Origin of the sequence: Agrobacterium tumefaciens str. B6, assembly GCF_001541315.1 — a bacterium.
Classification (GTDB): Bacteria; Pseudomonadota; Alphaproteobacteria; order Rhizobiales; family Rhizobiaceae; genus Agrobacterium; species Agrobacterium radiobacter.
On record NZ_LMVK01000001.1, the window covers coordinates 385,480 to 402,137 of the forward strand.

General features: G+C 61.8%; 9 protein-coding genes, 1 tRNA gene and 1 pseudogene. 7 read left to right on the forward strand and 4 right to left on the reverse strand.

Annotated features, from left to right (window positions below; all coding sequences use genetic code 11):
- Positions 1-12: 12 nt before the first annotated feature.
- Entirely contained in the window at positions 13-2,604 is a 2,592-nt protein-coding gene (locus ASB65_RS01905; protein WP_245301381.1) for a ligase-associated DNA damage response DEXH box helicase, read from the forward strand.
- Positions 2,605-2,632: 28 nt separating this feature from the next.
- Entirely contained in the window at positions 2,633-3,361 is a 729-nt protein-coding gene (pdeM, locus tag ASB65_RS01910) for a ligase-associated DNA damage response endonuclease PdeM (RefSeq protein WP_003503509.1), read from the forward strand.
- 78 nt (positions 3,362-3,439) lie between these two features.
- Here the strand turns inward: pdeM and ASB65_RS01915 are convergent, their stop codons facing one another.
- The 4 genes from ASB65_RS01915 to podJ all read right to left on the reverse strand — a co-directional run bounded on the left by ASB65_RS01915 (position 3,440) and on the right by podJ (position 9,793).
- Positions 3,440-3,868: a universal stress protein gene (locus tag ASB65_RS01915; RefSeq protein WP_060722874.1), complete on the reverse strand. Its 429-nt coding sequence runs from the start codon at positions 3,866-3,868 to the stop codon at positions 3,440-3,442.
- 159 nt (positions 3,869-4,027) lie between these two features.
- Complete coding sequence (locus ASB65_RS01920) at positions 4,028-4,855, reverse strand: TIGR02186 family protein (protein WP_003503505.1); 828 nt, start codon at positions 4,853-4,855, stop codon at positions 4,028-4,030.
- Positions 4,852-5,778 carry a sulfite exporter TauE/SafE family protein gene (locus ASB65_RS01925; RefSeq protein WP_035212569.1) on the reverse strand — a complete coding sequence of 309 codons (927 nt, stop codon included), beginning with the start codon at positions 5,776-5,778 and terminating at the stop codon, positions 4,852-4,854. The genes ASB65_RS01920 and ASB65_RS01925 overlap by 4 nt, the downstream gene beginning before the upstream one ends.
- Positions 5,779-6,043: 265 nt before the next feature.
- On the reverse strand, positions 6,044-9,793 hold the full coding sequence (gene podJ / locus ASB65_RS01930) for a cell division protein PodJ (protein WP_081088392.1): 3,750 nt from the start codon (positions 9,791-9,793) through the stop codon (positions 6,044-6,046).
- 377 nt (positions 9,794-10,170) lie between these two features.
- Here podJ and ASB65_RS01935 point away from each other — a divergent pair, with 377 nt between their 5' ends.
- The 5 genes and pseudogenes from ASB65_RS01935 (at position 10,171) to ASB65_RS01960 (ending at position 16,626) form a co-directional block, all read left to right on the forward strand.
- Positions 10,171-11,967, forward strand: a complete 1,797-nt coding sequence (locus tag ASB65_RS01935; RefSeq protein WP_060722876.1) for an acyl-CoA dehydrogenase C-terminal domain-containing protein — start codon at positions 10,171-10,173, stop codon at positions 11,965-11,967.
- A gap of 37 nt (positions 11,968-12,004) precedes the next feature.
- Positions 12,005-13,213 (forward strand): acetyl-CoA C-acetyltransferase, encoded by a 1,209-nt coding sequence (locus ASB65_RS01940; protein ID WP_060722877.1) that lies wholly within the window; start codon positions 12,005-12,007, stop codon positions 13,211-13,213.
- 256 nt (positions 13,214-13,469) lie between these two features.
- A complete protein-coding gene (locus tag ASB65_RS01950) occupies positions 13,470-15,686 on the forward strand; it encodes a 3-hydroxyacyl-CoA dehydrogenase NAD-binding domain-containing protein (RefSeq protein ID WP_060722879.1) in 2,217 nt (738 codons plus the stop codon).
- Between the two features lie 149 nt (positions 15,687-15,835).
- Positions 15,836-16,268, forward strand: a pseudogene (locus ASB65_RS01955) (hypothetical protein).
- A gap of 282 nt (positions 16,269-16,550) precedes the next feature.
- A tRNA-Phe gene (locus tag ASB65_RS01960) sits at positions 16,551-16,626 on the forward strand.
- The last annotated feature ends 32 nt before the right edge of the window (positions 16,627-16,658 follow it).

Consider the following 16,658-nt stretch of genomic DNA (forward strand, 5'->3'; position numbering starts at 1 on the left):
TAGAATTTATCCATGATTATGCATTCCTGTCAAGCGGTCCTGTTCCGCTCTTCTTTTTTCAAGGTTTCTCACTACCTTGAAAGCGTGAAACACGCTGAGTCTCCCATCTCCGGCACGCATGTCGGTTCCTTGCCCCTTCCATTCCAGAAATGGTTTGCGCAAAATGGGTGGTCTCCGCGCGCCCATCAATTGGAGCTGATGGCGCGGGCGCGGGGCGGCGAGAACATGCTGCTGATTGCGCCCACGGGCGCCGGCAAGACGCTGGGCGGCTTCATGGCCTCGCTCACCGATCTGGCAGAGCGCGGCAAGGTGTCGCCGGGCTCGGGCTTTGTCGGCGTGCACACGCTCTATATCTCGCCGCTCAAGGCGCTGGCCGTCGATATCGAGCGCAACCTCACAAGGCCCGTTTCCGAAATGGGCCTGCCGATTTCCATCGAGACCCGCACGGGCGATACACCGCAGGGCAAACGCCAGCGCCAGAAGATCAAGCCGCCGGATATTCTGCTGACGACGCCGGAACAGGTCTCGCTGCTGCTCGCCAACAAGGAGGCCGAGCGCTTTTTCCGTGACCTGAAATATGTGGTGCTCGACGAATTACATTCGCTCGTCACCTCCAAACGTGGCCACCTGCTGTCGCTGGCGCTTGCCCGTGTGCGCCGGCACGCGCCCGATGTGCGTTTCATCGGTCTTTCGGCTACGGTGGCGGAGCCGATGGATTTGCGCCGTTATCTTGCGCCGCAGGGGCAGGGTGAGCCACCCGCTGGCCTCATCACCGTCGAGGGCGGCGCAAAACCGGATATTTCCATCCTGAACACGGAAGAGCGCATCCCATGGTCCGGCCATTCGGCGCGTTACGCCATGAAGGATTTGTACTCTGCGCTGAAGGACCACCAGACGACGCTGATCTTCGTCAATACCCGCTCGCAGGCGGAGCTGATCTTCCAGGAACTCTGGACCATCAATGACGACAATCTGCCGATTGCCCTGCATCACGGTTCGCTGGATGCTGCTCAGCGTCGCAGGGTGGAGGCCGCCATGGCCGAAAACCGGCTGCGCGCCGTCGTCGCCACCTCCACGCTCGATCTCGGGATAGACTGGGGCGACGTCGACCTTGTCGTGCATGTCGGCGCGCCGAAGGGCGCAAGCCGCCTGGCCCAGCGCATCGGCCGCGCCAATCACCGCATGGACGAGCCATCAAAGGCAATTCTCGTTCCGGCCAACCGTTTCGAGGTGATGGAGTGTCGCGCTGCACTGGATGCCAATTATATCGGCGCGCAGGATACGCCGCCGATTGCCGAAGGCGCGCTCGATGTTCTCGCCCAGCATGTTCTCGGCATGGCCTGCGCCGAACCCTTCGATGCGGACGATCTTTACCGCGAAGTGACCAGCGCCCCGCCCTATGCCGATCTGCCGCGCGCCACCTTCGACCGGGTGGTGGATTTCACCGCCACCGGCGGCTACGCGCTGCGCACCTATGAGCGTTACGCCCGCATCCGCCAGATGAAGGACGGTCGCTGGCGGGTCTCCAATCCCGCCGTCGCACAGCAATATCGGCTGAACCTCGGCACCATCGTCGAGGCGGCGGAACTGAATGTCCGCATGGTCAAGCGCAATCCCAAGGGCACGGTCGGGCGCGGCGGCATGTCGCTCGGCAAGGTCGAGGAATATTTCCTCGAGCAGCTGGTGCAGGGCGATACGTTCCTTTTTGCCGGCAAGGTGCTGCGTTTTGAAGGTATCCGCGAGAATGAATGTCTGGTCTCGCAGGCCTTTTCCATGGACCCGAAGATACCCTCCTATGCCGGCGGCAAGTTTCCGCTTTCCACCTACCTCGCGGATCAGGTGCGCTCCATGCTCTCCGATCCCGCCCGCTGGCAGGCGCTGCCGGATCAGGTGCGCGACTGGCTGGCGATCCAGAAGGAGAAGTCGATTATTCCCAGGCGCGACGAGCTGCTGGTGGAGACCTTCCCCTTCCGCAAGCGCTTCTTCATGGTCATGTATCCCTTCGAGGGACGCTTGGCGCACCAGACGCTCGGCATGCTTTTGACGCGCCGGCTGGAGCGTGCGGGCGCAAAACCCATGGGCTTCGTCGCCACCGATTATTCGCTGGCCATCTGGGCGATGGAGGATATTGGCATGTGGCTGAAATCCCGCCGCCTGTCACTGGCCGACCTGCTGGACGAGGACATGCTCGGCGACGATCTGGAAGCATGGCTGGACGAATCCTTCATGCTGAAGCGCACCTTCCGCAACTGCGCCGTCATTTCCGGGCTGATCGAACGCCGTCATCCCGGCAAGGAAAAGACCGGCCGTCAGGTCACGGTGTCTGCCGATCTTATTTATGACGTTCTTCGCAGCCATGAGCCGGATCATATCCTGCTGGAAGCGACGCGGCGCGATGCCGCGGCTGGACTTTTGGACATTGGCCGTCTTGGCGATATGCTGAAGCGAATCAAGGGTCACACCACCCACCGCGCGCTGGAACATGTCTCGCCGCTCGCCGTTCCGGTCATGTTGGAAATCGGCCGTGAGACGGTGGCGGGCGAGGCGATGGACGATGTGCTGGCCGAGGCCGCCGACGAGCTTATCGCCGAGGCCATGTCCTGACATACGCAATGAAGGAACAACGATAAAAGTGCTGAGCCGGCTGACATTGAGCGACAGGTTTTCCAATGGCTTCGAATGCCTTGGCAGCGAAACCGCCATCAACGGCGTCGCCGCCTGGTGCGACCCGTTGGGCGGCCTCTACCTGCCGGACCTGTCATTGCTCGTCGTCTCTGATCTGCATCTGGAAAAGGGCGCGGCCTTCGCCCGGCGTGGCCGCATGCTGCCACCCTATGACACCATCGCCACGCTTAAAATCCTGTCCTCCCTCGTCAGCCGCTATGATCCGAAGATCGTCGTCAGTCTCGGCGATAATTTCCACGATCGCGTCGGTTCCGAGCATCTGCCGCTGCCGCTGCGCGAACTCATCCGCGAGATGGCCCGCGGCCGCGAGTGGATATGGATCAACGGCAACCACGACCCCGACGGTACGGTCGATCTGCCGGGCTCTTCGGTGGACGAGATGTTTTATGGCAATCTCGTCTTCCGCCACGAGCCGAAGCTGGGAGATGCCGCCGGCGAAATTGCAGGGCACCTGCATCCTTCTGCAACCGTGCGCCGTCGCGAGAAAACGGTGCGACGCCCCTGTTTCGCCACCGATGGTTCACGGCTTTTGATGCCGGCATTCGGGGTGATGAGCGGCGGGCTGGATTTGCGGCACAAGGCGATGCGCGGCCTGTTCGATCATGCCGCTCTTGTCGCGCATCTGATGGGGAGGGATCGCATCTATTCGGTGCGATTTTCAAATCTCATCGGCTGAGCGCATCGTCGCCGTTATCTCTTTGTTTTTACGCATTGTCCGGACGTAAAACCGCTACGCACTTTTACTGGAAATGCTCTATTGCCGGTAGACCAGCACCGGTATCTTCGAATTCTTCAGCACCTTGGCCGTGACGCTGCCGAGCAGCATTTCCAAGAAGCTCCTGCGCCGGTGCGAGGCCATGGCGATGAGATCGCAGCCGCTCCTGTTGGCGGCTTCGATGATCGCCTCGTCGGGCCTTCCCGCCCGCGCCAGCAGCGCTTCACAATCCAATCCCATGGACGTGGCCTGTGCCTGCGTATCGCGCAGCAGATGCTCCGCCTCCTCACAACGGTGAAATTCCTCTTCGGCAATGTCCTCGACATCGCTGGCAATCACATGAAAGGGTTCCGATACCGTCACCACGGTCACCTTTGCGCCTGCCTCCTTGGCGAGAGCGAACCCTTGGTCGATTGCGATTTGCGCCAGCGGCGAGCCATCGGTGGGAATGAGAATGTGCTTGAACATGACATTTCTCCTTTTCATCCCGGTCACAGCCACACTGGCCGCCAAGAGCTGTGTGCGTGGTTGTAACGCCTTGAATTTTACCGCAAACCGATGACGGAAGCGAATGCTATCTTTGACGCAGAGGGTCGCCTGCGCCCGATTTGCAGGAGGAAGAGCGGGTCAGTCCTTGCGGAAGATGATGCTGGCGCCCCAGCCGGTCACGACGGCGAGCAGAACGCAGAGCGCGCCATAGGCAAGCGGCGTCTGATGCGCCGCATCGGTGATCGCCTGCTCCATGCCGGTCTTGACGACGCGCAGTTTCAATTCACGCTGGGCGATGAATTTGCCGCTCTTGAAGAGATAGGCGCGGGCGGTGTGCACGCCGTTCGGCACGTTGGCGGGCAGACGAAGTGTCGCCCAGAACAGGCCGGTGCGTTCCAGCCTCACACCGGTCGTGTCATTGCGATAGATGCCGCTTGAAAGCTTGAGCCGACGGTAGGCCTCCTGAAAATCGAAGACATTGTCGGGCACGCCGGAAAACACCGCGCTTTTCAGCGACAGATGGTCGACACCGAGCCCCATGGCCCTGAGCGTGCCGGGCGAAGCGATGTCGCTGATATTGCGCGTGCTGGCCATGGAATAGGATTCCGGCAGCGGCGTGAAGGTGATGGCGCTGGTATTGATCCAGATGCCCGCCACACGCTCCTTCTTGCGCACGGTCATATAGTCGCTCGGCCCTTCCAGCGTCACGACGATATCATATTGCCCGATGGCGAGCAGCAGCTGATCGGTATTGTTGAGCGCGCCGAAAAGCGTGAAATCCGCCCCGCGAAAATCCGACGCGATGGGAATTTCCGTCGTCGATGCGCCGATTTCGATATTTTCCAGCAGAGACCGCTGCTGCGGACCGGGCGGCAGGGCAAGTGGCGGCGTCTGCGCCGAAGCAGTTTGCCCGAGGGCAAGACATGAGAGCAGGGCAAGGGGGGCAAGCAGCAAATGGCGGGTCAATAACCTAACCCTCCGACGGCCACCGAAAACAGGTCTTCCGGCCGCACCACCAGCGCTACGGCAAGGCGGAGGGCGACCGCAAGCACCAGCAGCGCCAGAAGCGCGCGCAACTGTTCGCCACGCAGTTTCTGGCCGACGCGCACACCATATTGCGCGCCGATGACGCCCGCCACCATCAGGATGAAGGCCAGCACCACGTCGACGGAATAGTTGGTCGCGGCCTGAACGACGGTCGTATAGGCGGTCACGAAAATGATCTGGAACAGGGAAGTGCCGACAACCACGCTGGTGGGGATGCGCAGCAGATAGATCATCGCCGGCACCATGATGAACCCGCCGCCGACACCCATGATCGAGGTGAGGATGCCGATGCCGAAACCCAGTGTGACGACGGGAATGATGCTGAGATAGATCTTCGATTTCTTGAACCGCATTTTCAGCGGCAGGCGATGCACCCAGTTGTGGTGGCCCGGCCGGCGCAGCGTCACGGCTTCATTGCGGGCGGCGCGGCGAAGCGCCGAAATGCTTTCCTTCAGCATCAGCACGCCAACGGTGCCGAGCAGGATGACGTAGAGCAGCGAAACGATGAGATCGAGCTGGCCGATACTGCGCAGGAAGGAGAATATCCACACGCCGACCGTCGCACCCACAAGACCGCCCACAAGCAGCACGCTGCCGAGCTTCACGTCCAGCGTTCCGCGCCGGAAATGCGTGATCGAGCCTGACACGGAGGAAGCGACCACCTGGTTTGCGCCGGTCGCCACAGCCACCACGGGGGGAATATTGTAGAAAATCAGAAGCGGCGTGATCAGAAAGCCGCCGCCCACGCCGAACATGCCGGAAAGAAAACCGACGGCCGCGCCCATGCCGAGAATGATGAAAATATTCACCGACAGTTCTGCGATCGGCAGATAGACAGTCACGGCTCGGACCTCGGGCAAATGGTTCCGGGCGGCAGGGCTTGTCCGGGTGAGGGGGCCGCGCCGCGATTTACACTTTCTGTCTGAAAAGACCGGGCATGCCCGACCTTCATCCGTCATGCCCGCGAGGGCCTGACCTGTCAACATTCAACGGTAAATACGTTGATAATTTGGAAAGATAGCGGTCGTGCGTGGGCAGGCCGCCACATTCCTGCGCCGGGTTGCCCGGAAGCGACCAAGGGGGGCCGCTTCGCCAGTTCCAGAACGCTTACTTGTTGCGGGCGAGAAGCGCGGTCACCAGTTCGTTGGTGATGCGCCCGTCGGGTGTCTGACCCACGGACTTCTGGAAGTCCCTGATGGCGGTTACGGTGTTCTTGCCAAGCTTGCCGTCGGGCTGGCCGGCGTCGAAACCGTTCTTGTTCAGGATCGCCTGAATGTTGCGGATCGCCTTTTCCATGTCCACGGAGGCGGTCTTCACACCCTCCTTGCCGGCCCATTCCTCGGGCGGGTTGACGCTGTTGGCGTCTTCCGAAAGCGGCTTGACCTTCCAGGCGTCCACCTTGGCCTTCGCACTCTGAAGCTGCTGCGGGTTCAGGGCCCCTGCCACTTCGTCGCGCTTCTGGGCGGCGTCCGCGTCACCGTCTCTGGCGGCGATGGCGAACCACTTGTAGGATTCTTCGATATCCTGCTTCACGCCGCTGCCACGGGCGTAGAGAATGGCGAGGTTGAACTGGCTGTCGCGCACACCGAGGTCGGAGGCCTTGATGAACCATTGTGCGGCGGCGGCGAAATCCGGCTGACCGGCCGCGTCGGAGGCCTGCAGGACCGCGAGATTGTGCATCGCGCCGGCATTGCCCTGTTCGGCTGCCAGCGTGTAATAGCGCTTGGCTTCGGCAAGGTTACGTTCGACGCCGTTCGCCTTCTCGTAAAGATTGGCAAGACGATATTGCGCGGGCGCAAGACCACGATCAGCAGCCAGCTTGTACCACTTTGCCGCTTCCGCACGGTCGGCGGCAACGCCGCGGCCGTCGGTGTAGCGCGCTGCGATCTCGAACAGCGCCTGCGTATCGCCCTTGGCGGCGGCTTCGGCAAGCGATGCGGGCTCGATGCCAGCGGGAACCGCGATGGCGTCCTGGGCAGGAGCAACCGGGGCAGCGGTTTCGGCCGGTTTCGGAGCTTCGTTCTGCGCGACGGCGCCGGAATTTGCGGGATCCACAGCGGGAACATCGGCAACCGGCGGCTCGTCCGGCAGCGGCGCACCGCCTATGGTGCGGTTATCAATGGTATTTTGCGCCGGGGCGGTATTTTCGATGCTGTCGGCCGATGCCGACTGTTCCGGATCGATGGCGAGACCGGACGGAATGGTTACGGCCTTTTCGCCGGTGTCGGGAAGTGCTGAAAGCGGGCCATTGTCCATCTTCTGCTCGATGACCGGTGCGGGGGCTTCCGCGCCGCCGATCAGCGTCTTGACGAGCGGCATGGCCATCATGGCAAGAAGAATGGCGCCGATGCCAAGCAGCAGCGGGCGGCGATAGCGGGAAAGTGCCGAGGTGTCGGCCTTGCGGCTCTTCTTGCCGGTTTCAAGCTTTTCCGGCGATGTTTCCATGGCGGCGGCCTGCGCTGCGCGGCGGGCGGCGGCGATGAAATCCGTCCGTCCTTCGGCATCCGCAGCCTTGCCGCTGGCGGCCACCTGGCTAGCGCGCACGCGTTCCAGGATTTTCTTGATATCGGGCGCACCCGAACCCGGCTCCAGAAGTTCGTTCTCCTGACCTGCGGGCAGCACATCGATCGGATCGAGCGAGGGAGCGGGCTCGACCTGGGTGCGGGTGGAGGAGGCGGATATGGGCTCTTCAGCTGTTTTGGCGGTCTTCGCCGTGCCAGTCTTGAAACGCTTCGTCAGGCCTGCAAGCAGGCTTTTCTTTTCCGCTTTTGCGGGCTTTGCGGCAGCAGGTGGTACGATCGTTGCCGCGTCGTTTTCGCTGCTATCGTCGAGAATGGCCTGTTCTTCGGCAATATAGCCTTCCTCCGGGAAGATGGCGGCCGGCATGGGCGCTTCTTCGCGGGCGGGGGCGACCATCTGCTGCGCGACGTTGCGGGGAGCTTCGTTACGATAAGCGGGGGCGTTGTCGAGGCTGTCGAGCCGGCCGGCAATCTGCACCAGCGTTTCGTGCAGCGCTTCGAAGGTACGGTGCGTGCGCTCTTCGGTATTGCGGCTCAGCGCTTCGAGACTGCGCAGGTCGGTCGCAAGATCGGTCAGCATCGTCATGTCGGCGATGTTTGCGCCGGCCGAGAGATTGTTGCGGGTATAGGCATCCAGAACGGCTTCGGCAGCCTGCCGCGCCGCTTCGATGATATATTCATCGTTCGACGCCATGTAGTCTTCGATCGCCGCCATACGGGCGTCGAGTTCCGGCGACATGCCTGTCGCCTGCATCTGCACCGGCTGGCTGATCAGCGGGGAGGGATGGGCGCTCTGGTTTTCGAGGCTGGCCGGCGCATGGCTGTCGGCGGGCGCGGCGTGGGGGGGCTCGGCCAGGCGGGCGGCAATATGGCCGAGCCGCTCTTCCAGACGCGAAAAGGCGCTTTCGCTGAGCCCGGATGCGGCCTGCGGCTGGCTGTAACGATAATCGAGGTCCTCGATCCGGCGCGACAGCGTGTCGAGCCGTTCGGCCAGACCGTCATTGACGACGCCGTGATCCAGCGCATCGATCTTACGGGAAATGTCGCTGAGGAAAGATGTCAGCTCCGCCTGCTGCGAGGGACGTTGCGAACGCTCCAGCAGCAGGGAGAGCTGGTCCAGCCGCTCGTGCAGCTGGGCGGCGTCGCGGGCGGTGCTGAGCTCATCGATCTTGCCGGCCAGCGCTTCAAGACGCGCGGTGAGATCGAGCGTCGGTTCCGGCTTGGCGGCGGCAAGGCGGTTGATGTCGCCGAGCTGTTCGGAAAGACCGTTCAGCCGGTTTTCCAGCCGCTGCGCCAGCGCATTGTCCGTTGCCTGCGCATTGGCGCGCGCGCCGGTGGCGGCTATGGCGCGGCTGATTTCATCCAGCCGCTGGTCGAGACCGGAAAACTGTTCGCTAAAGGCGGCCTCGTTCGGCTTCATATGTTTGCCGAGCTGCTCCACGGCGCTGGCAATCGCGATCAGCTTGTCTTCGAGCACGCGCACGGCCGGATTGTTGCTCATGCCGCCAAGCTGAGTCTTGATGTCATCGAGACGATAGGCGAGCGAAACGATCTCATCCTGCAGCGCGCCGGCGTCGAAACCGCGCAGCGTGTCTTCCACATTGTTCCAGCGGCTTTCGATCCGGTGCACGCTGTCTTCGCGTGCAAGCTGGTCGATCGTCAGGCGCAGGTCCTCGAACTCATTGCGCAGCCCATAGGCGTCAGGCGATGCCAGATTGCCGAGCTGGTCGATGCTGCCGGCCAGCCGTGCGATGTCTTCGCGCAGGTCGCCAATGAACTGCTGGTCTTCCGCTACTGCGCGAATATTGCGGATTTCGGCGCGCAGGCCCTGCGCTTCGCGCGCAACGCCCTCGGCAATATCGTGCTTCAGCTCATGCCGCAGGTTCACGAGCGCCTGCGCAATCTCCTGCAGTGCCGCGTCGTTGCGCTGCGGTTCCTGATAGGACGGGATGGAACGCGCACGCGGGGCGGGGGCGGCGGCGGCCTGCTGCGCGTCCCTCGGACGGTATTCCGGCGCAAGCGGTCTGGTAATCGTCCGTTCCGGGCGGGCGGTGGGTTCCTGCGGGCGCTGGAAGCTTGCTTCGAGGAGGCGCTGGCGCTGGCGGATTTCGTTGACGGGGTCGAGCTGCGGCGGGGTAACGCTGGCGCGTGGCTCGCGGGGCGCGGCATAAGCTTCGGATTTGGGCTCGACCTGAGTGCTCGCACCCCGAGGGTCGCGCGGGAACTTCTGGCTCATCAACCCTTCGATACGGGCTTCAAGGCCTTCAATGGTGCGATTGAGAGCATCAAGAGACGATCTGTCGCTTGGCTGTTGGTTTTTCGATCGCAATCCGTTCATCTTTTCGCTCGCTTCGCTTCCGCCCGCCGTGCCCGGTTATCTGTCGCGACGTTGCCTGCCTGAACACGCCGTCGCCGCAACATGCAGCAATTCCAGAGCCGGTATTTGCCCCCGTTGAGGAAAATGCGCCGGAGTACGAAGCAGTTACCTCTTTCGGGAGAATTCACGAAACGTGGTAAAGAAGTGGTTAACTATGGTTGGAATTTTTTAACTTTTGTGGCGCGTGAGAGCCATGAGCAGCGCCGGCCATCCATTCCGCGGAAAAGGGGAGGCGATATTCCGCCGAAATTTGTTTGACGTTTACGCGCACGTCAAATATTGTCATCCCATATCGGCCGGATTATCGCCGGCGCCCACGATGCGGAGGAACATCGGTAATGCCTGTTTACAAGGCCCCAGTTAAAGACACGCTTTTTATCCTGAACGACGTTCTCGGCCTGGAGCGGTATAACAACCTGCCCGGCTTTGAGGATGCAACCCCGGACATGATCGAGGCGATCACCGGCGAGGCCGCAAAGCTTGCCGAGGAGCGGCTTTTCCCGCTCAACCTTTCCGGCGACAGCCAAGGCTGCAAGCGCGCCGATGACGGTTCGGTCTCCGTGCCCGATGGTTTCAAGGACGCTTATGACGCCTATTGTGAAGGCGGCTGGATCGGCCTTGCCGTTCCGCCGGAGTTCGGCGGGCAGGGCCTGCCCTATACGCTGCATGCAGCTATCGGCGAATATATGTCGTCGGCCAACCTGTCGCTGATGATGTATCCGGGCCTCACGCAGGGCGCGATTGCCGCCGTTCTCGTGCATGGCACGCAGGAGCAGAAGGAAACCTATCTGCCGAAGATGGTCGAAGGCTCCTGGTCCGGCACCATGAACCTCACAGAACCCCATTGCGGCACCGATCTCGGCCTGCTGCGCACCAAGGCGGTTCCGCAGGGCGACGGCAGCTATAAGATTTCCGGCCAGAAGATCTTCATCTCCGCCGGCGAACATTCCATGACTGACAATATCGTCCATCTGGTGATTGCCCGCATCGAAGGTGCGCCGGAAGGCACCAAGGGCATTTCGCTCTTCATCGTGCCGAAATTCCTCGTGAAGGAAGACGGCACGCTTGGCGAGCGTAACGGCGTCACCTGTGGCGCGATCGAACACAAGATGGGCATCCACGGCAACGCCACCTGCGTCATGAACTATGACGATGCGACGGGTTATCTGCTGGGCGCGGAGAACAAGGGCCTTTCGGCCATGTTCGTGATGATGAACGAGGCCCGCCTCGGCGTCGGTCTGCAGGGCCTCTCCGTTGGTGAAATCGCCTATCAGAACGCGGTCGAATATGCCCGTGAACGTATTCAGGGCCGCTCGCTTTCCGGCGCCAAGTTCCCGGACAGGAAGGCCGATCCGATCATCGTGCATCCCGATATCCGCCGCACGCTGATGACCATCAAGGCTTACAACGAGGCCGGCCGCGCCTTCCTCCTCTGGACGGCGCTGCAATCCGATATCGCCCACCGCGCCGCTGACGAAAAGCAGCGGCAGGCGGCAGACGATCTGCTCGGCCTCGTCACCCCGATCCTCAAGGGCGTGCTGACCGACAAGGGCTTCGACCATGCGGTCATGGCGCAGCAGGTCTTCGGTGGTCACGGCTACATCGAGGAACATGGCATGAGCCAATATGTCCGCGATGCCCGTATCACCATGATCTATGAGGGCGCGAACGGCATTCAGGCGCTCGATCTGGTCGGCCGCAAGCTCGGCATGAATGGCGGCCGCGCCGTCATGGCGCTGTTCAAGGAAATCGGCGATTTCTGCGAGGAAAACCGCGCCGATGAAAAGCTCAGCCTTTACACCAAGGGTCTGAAGAAGGGCTTGAACGACCTGCAGGCCGCAACCATGTGGTTCATGCAGAACGCCATGGCCAAGCCCGACAATGCCGGTGCCGGTTCGACCGACTACATGCACCTCTTCGGCATCGTGGTGCTGGGTTACATGCAGGCGCGCATGGCGAAAGCCGCGAGCGAAGCGCTTGCGGCCGGCAGCGCTTCGGACGAGGATTACCTCAAGACCAAGCTTGTCACGGCGAAGTTTTATATGGAGCGCATCATGCCGGAAACGGCGCTGCGCAAGGCCCAGATCGAAACCGGCGCGGACACCATGATGGAACTGGCTGCGGAAGCATTCTGAGAAGGTTGGCGGTAAACACGCCGCAGGGAGAGAGTTTATGACCGACGTTTATATCTACGACCATGTCCGCACCCCACGCGGGCGCGGCAAGAAGGATGGCAGCTTGCATGAGGTGCCTTCCGTTCGCCTTGCCGCCAAGACGCTGGAAGCCATCCGCGACCGCAACGGGCTGGATACATCCGCTGTCGATGACATCATCATGGGCTGCGTCGATCCGGTCATGGATGCAGGTGCGGTGATCCCGAAAGCCGCCGCCTTCGAAGCCGGTTATTCCAACAGGGCGCCGGGCATGCAGATCTCGCGCTTCTGCGCTTCGGGTCTGGACGCCATCAACTTCGCGGCCGGCAAGGTCAAGGCCGGTTCGGACGATATCGTCATTGCCGGCGGCGTGGAAAGCATGTCGCGCGTCGGCATGGGCATGTCGGGCGGCGCCTGGTACATGGATCCCTCGGTCAATTTCCCGGCCTTCTTCATGCCGCAGGGCGTTTCGGCCGATCTCATCGCCACAAAGTATGGTTTCTCTCGTGACGATGTCGATGCCTATGCCGTCGAGAGCCAGAGGCGTGCGGCGCATGCCTGGGAAAAGGGCTATTTCAACAAATCAGTCATTCCGGTGAAGGACTCAAACGGTCTGACGATCCTCGACCGCGACGAGCATATGCGCCCCGGCACGGACATGCAGGCGCTGGCTTCCCTCAACCCCTCCTTCCAGATGCCGGGTGAAATGGGCGGCTTCGAAGCCGTCGGTATCATGGCGCATCCGGAAGTGGAGCGGATCAACTACGTCCATCACGCCGGCAATTCATCTGGTATCGTCGATGGCGCGGCGGCTGTGCTGGTTGGCTCCAGGGCTGGCGGCGAGGCGATGGGCGTAAAGCCGCGCGCCCGCATCAAGGCTTTCGCCAATATCGGCTCCGATCCGGCGCTGATGCTGACCGGCCCGGTGGATGTAACCGAAAAGCTCCTGAAAAAGACCGGCATGAAGCTTGCCGATATCGATCTTTTCGAGCTCAACGAAGCCTTCGCTGCCGTCGTGCTGCGTTACATGCAGGCTTTCGATATCGACCACGAGCGGATGAACGTCAATGGCGGCGCAATCGCCATGGGCCATCCGCTGGGTGCAACAGGTGCGATGATCCTCGGCACTGTGCTGGATGAGCTGGAGCGGCGCGATCTGAACACCGCGCTCGTCACGCTCTGCATCGGCGCGGGCATGGGCACGGCGACGGTTATCGAGCGCGTTTGAGAGGCTGGTTATGAGGCGCGAGGTTTACGAGCGACCCAAGAACGAGATCGAACAGCAGCTGGCTCGGCAGAATCTGGAAAAGGACATGGCACAGGATCATAGGGCGTCCATCCGTCCTGTTTCTCCCGTCCACGTCCGGCGGCTCCGGGCAGAGCGTTGGGGTTTGATCGTGTTTCTCGTTCTTGTGGCCGGTTGTGTCGGCCTCGCAATCGGACTGTCGTAACCGCAGGGAAATTTGAGGGAAGAGGAATCCCAAATGAGCACTTATACCAATTTCACCATCGAGACGGACGCAGACGGCATTGCCCTCGTTACCTGGGACATGCCGGAAAAATCCATGAACGTCTTCACCTCTGAAGTGATGGACGAGCTGAACGCCATTGTTGACGCCACCGTCGCCGACAGCGCCGTCAAGGGCGTGGTTTTCACGTCAGGCAAGAGCACCTTTTCCGGCGGCGCCGATCTTTCGATGATCAAGTCGATGTTCTCCTTCTATAATGACGAGAAGGCGAAGAACCCGGATCAGGCGGCGGCAAAGCTGTTCGAACTCGTCGGCCGCATGACGGGCCTGTTCCGCAAGATCGAGACCAATGGCAAGCCCTGGGTTTCAGCCATCAACGGCACCTGCATGGGCGGCGCTTTCGAACTCTCGCTCGCCTGCCACGGCCGCGTGGCCTCCAGCGCCAAGAGCCTCAAGATCGCCCTGCCGGAAGTCAAGGTCGGCATCTTCCCCGGTGCCGGCGGCACCCAGCGCGTGCCGCGCCTGACGGATGCGCAATCGGCACTGCAGATGATGACGACGGGCCAGTCGCTGACCGGCGCGCGCGCCAAGGCCATGGGGCTGGTGCATCAGGTGGTCGAGCCGGATCAGCTGGTCGCCACCGCAAAGCAGATGATCAAGGACGGCCTGAAGCCGGTCGCACCCTGGGATGAAAAGGGCTTCAAGGCCCCTGGCGGCGGCATCTGGACGCCTGCCGCAGCCCAGCTGTGGCCTGCCGCTCCCGCCATCCTGCGTCGTGAAAGCGCCGGCAACTATCCGGCCGCGCTTGCCATCCTCAAATGTGTCTATGAAGGCCTGCAATTGCCCTTCGATACGGCGCTTAAGGTGGAGCAGCGTTATTTCACCGAAATCCTTCGCTCGAAGGAAGCCTTCGGCATGATCCGCTCGCTGTTCATTTCCATGCAGGAACTGGGCAAGGGCGCGCGCCGCCCGGCCGGCCAGCCGAAGACGGAGTTCAAGAAGGTGGGCGTCGTCGGCGCGGGCTTCATGGGCGCAGCTGTCGCTTATGTTACCGCCGCAGCCGGCATCCCCGTCACGCTGGTCGATCGCGATCAGGAAGCGGCGGACAAGGGCAAGGGCCATTGCGAGGAAAGCGTCAAGGCGGCCATCGGCAAGGGCAGGCTGACGCAGGATGAGGGCAAGGCCCTGCTCGACCTCGTTACTCCGACGGCGGATTACAAGGCGCTCGCCGATGCCGATCTCGTCATCGAGGCTGTCTTCGAAGACCGCGACGTGAAGAAGGCCGTCATCGAGGCCGTGGAAGCCGTGTTGCCCCAAGGCGCGATCTTCGCCTCCAACACCTCCACTTTGCCGATCACCGGGCTTGCGAAGAACTCGAAGCGCCCGACCGATTTCATCGGCATTCACTTCTTCTCGCCGGTCGAGAAGATGATGCTGACGGAAGTGATCCTCGGCAAGGAAACCGGTGACAAGGCGCTGGCCGTCGCGCTCGATTACGTGGCGAAGATCAGGAAGACGCCGATCGTCGTCAACGATACGCGCGGCTTCTTCGTCAATCGCTGCGTGCTGCGCTACATGGCCGAAAGCTACGACATGCTGATCGAAGGCGTACCCGCCGCCATGATTGAAAATGCCGCGAAATTCGCCGGTATGCCGGTCGGCCCGCTGGCGCTGAATGACGAGGTGGCGATCGATCTTTCCTACAAGATCCTCAAAGCCACCGTCGCCGATCTCGGCGAAAAGGCCGTCGATCCGCGCCATATGGAGCTGGTGAAGAAACTGGTGGAAGGCGAGGGCCGTTTTGGCCGCAAGAACGCCAAGGGCTTTTACGACTACCCGCCAAAGCCCGCCAAGAAGTCCCTCTGGCCCGGCCTGAAAAATCTTTATCCGCAACAGAAGCCGGAGGATGTGGATATGGAAGTGCTGAAACAGCGCTTCCTCGTCACGGTGGCTCTGGAAGCCGCCCGCACGGTGGAAGAAGGCATCGTCACCGATCCGCGTGAGGCCGATGTCGGCTCCATCCTCGGTTTCGGCTTTGCGCCTTACACCGGCGGTGCGCTGTCTTACATCGACGGTATGGGCGTGAAGACCTTCGTGGCGCTGGCCGAAAAGCTCAGCGAGGCCTATGGCCCACGCTTCAAGCCGACGCCACTCCTGAAGGAGATGGCCGCCAAGGGCGAAACCTTCTACGGTCGTTTCGATCCTTACGCCAGCGCCGCCAAGGCGGCGTAAGGTTTCCGGAGAGATTACTGAACAGGCCCTTCGGGGCCTGTTTTATTATGCCGCTTTCCGTGCATCCTTTGCCCGGCTGAGGCGTTGAAAGGGCGTGACCGGGCGAAAGACGCCCGCCGCCGCAATTCAGCACGCCTCAGGAGACAGCGATGAAAGCACCACTGCGATCCCACGGTTTCGACAAGCCATCCGACCTTGACGACGAACTGGCCGAACTGGACGAAGAGGCCGAGGCTGTGGCCGCCGAAGCAAAGGTGGCAAAACCCGCAGCGAGGAGAACGCGTGCCGCCAATATCATCGACCCGGCGCTACGCGCCGAACTGGACGAGCTTCGCAAACAGGTCGACAATATCCGCCGCGATGTCAAACGGCTGGAGGCGGCCCAACATTCCCGTCACAGACCCGCACAGCCCCACCATGAGCGCGACCGCGAGAATTCCCGACTGATGACGGTGGTGCGCTCCGTCGCCGTCACCTCGCTTGCCAGCCGCATCTTCGCGTCTTCGCCCGTCATGGCGGCGCTGGTGGCCGTGGTGCCTTTCGCGCTTGGGCCTTGCCGCGCGGCGCAGTGAAGGGGCATAGCCGCCCCACGCTGCGCCCTCTCGTAACCTTGCGACCCTTTCCGAACGCGTCCGCCCGTCGAACGCCGATCAGGCCCGGCTGATGGCGGAGAGTGGATTTCCAGCCAGGATCCGGCCTCTGCCGGACACGCATTCCAGCCATCCACAGCCGCCGTGAAAAAACTGTCAAAAAACTTCGCTATGGCGCTTGCCATGTCCGAACAAGATGTTATAACCCCGCTCACTTTCGGGGCACCAAACGGCCCCGCCCGCCAAAAGCGGAGGTTCTTCAAGGACCTGAAGTGCCCGGATAGCTCAGTTGGTAGAGCAGCGGATTGAAAATCCGCGTGTCGGTGGTTCAAATCCGCCTCCGGGCACCATTCTTCTCAAATTTCTTTATTGTATTGGTGTT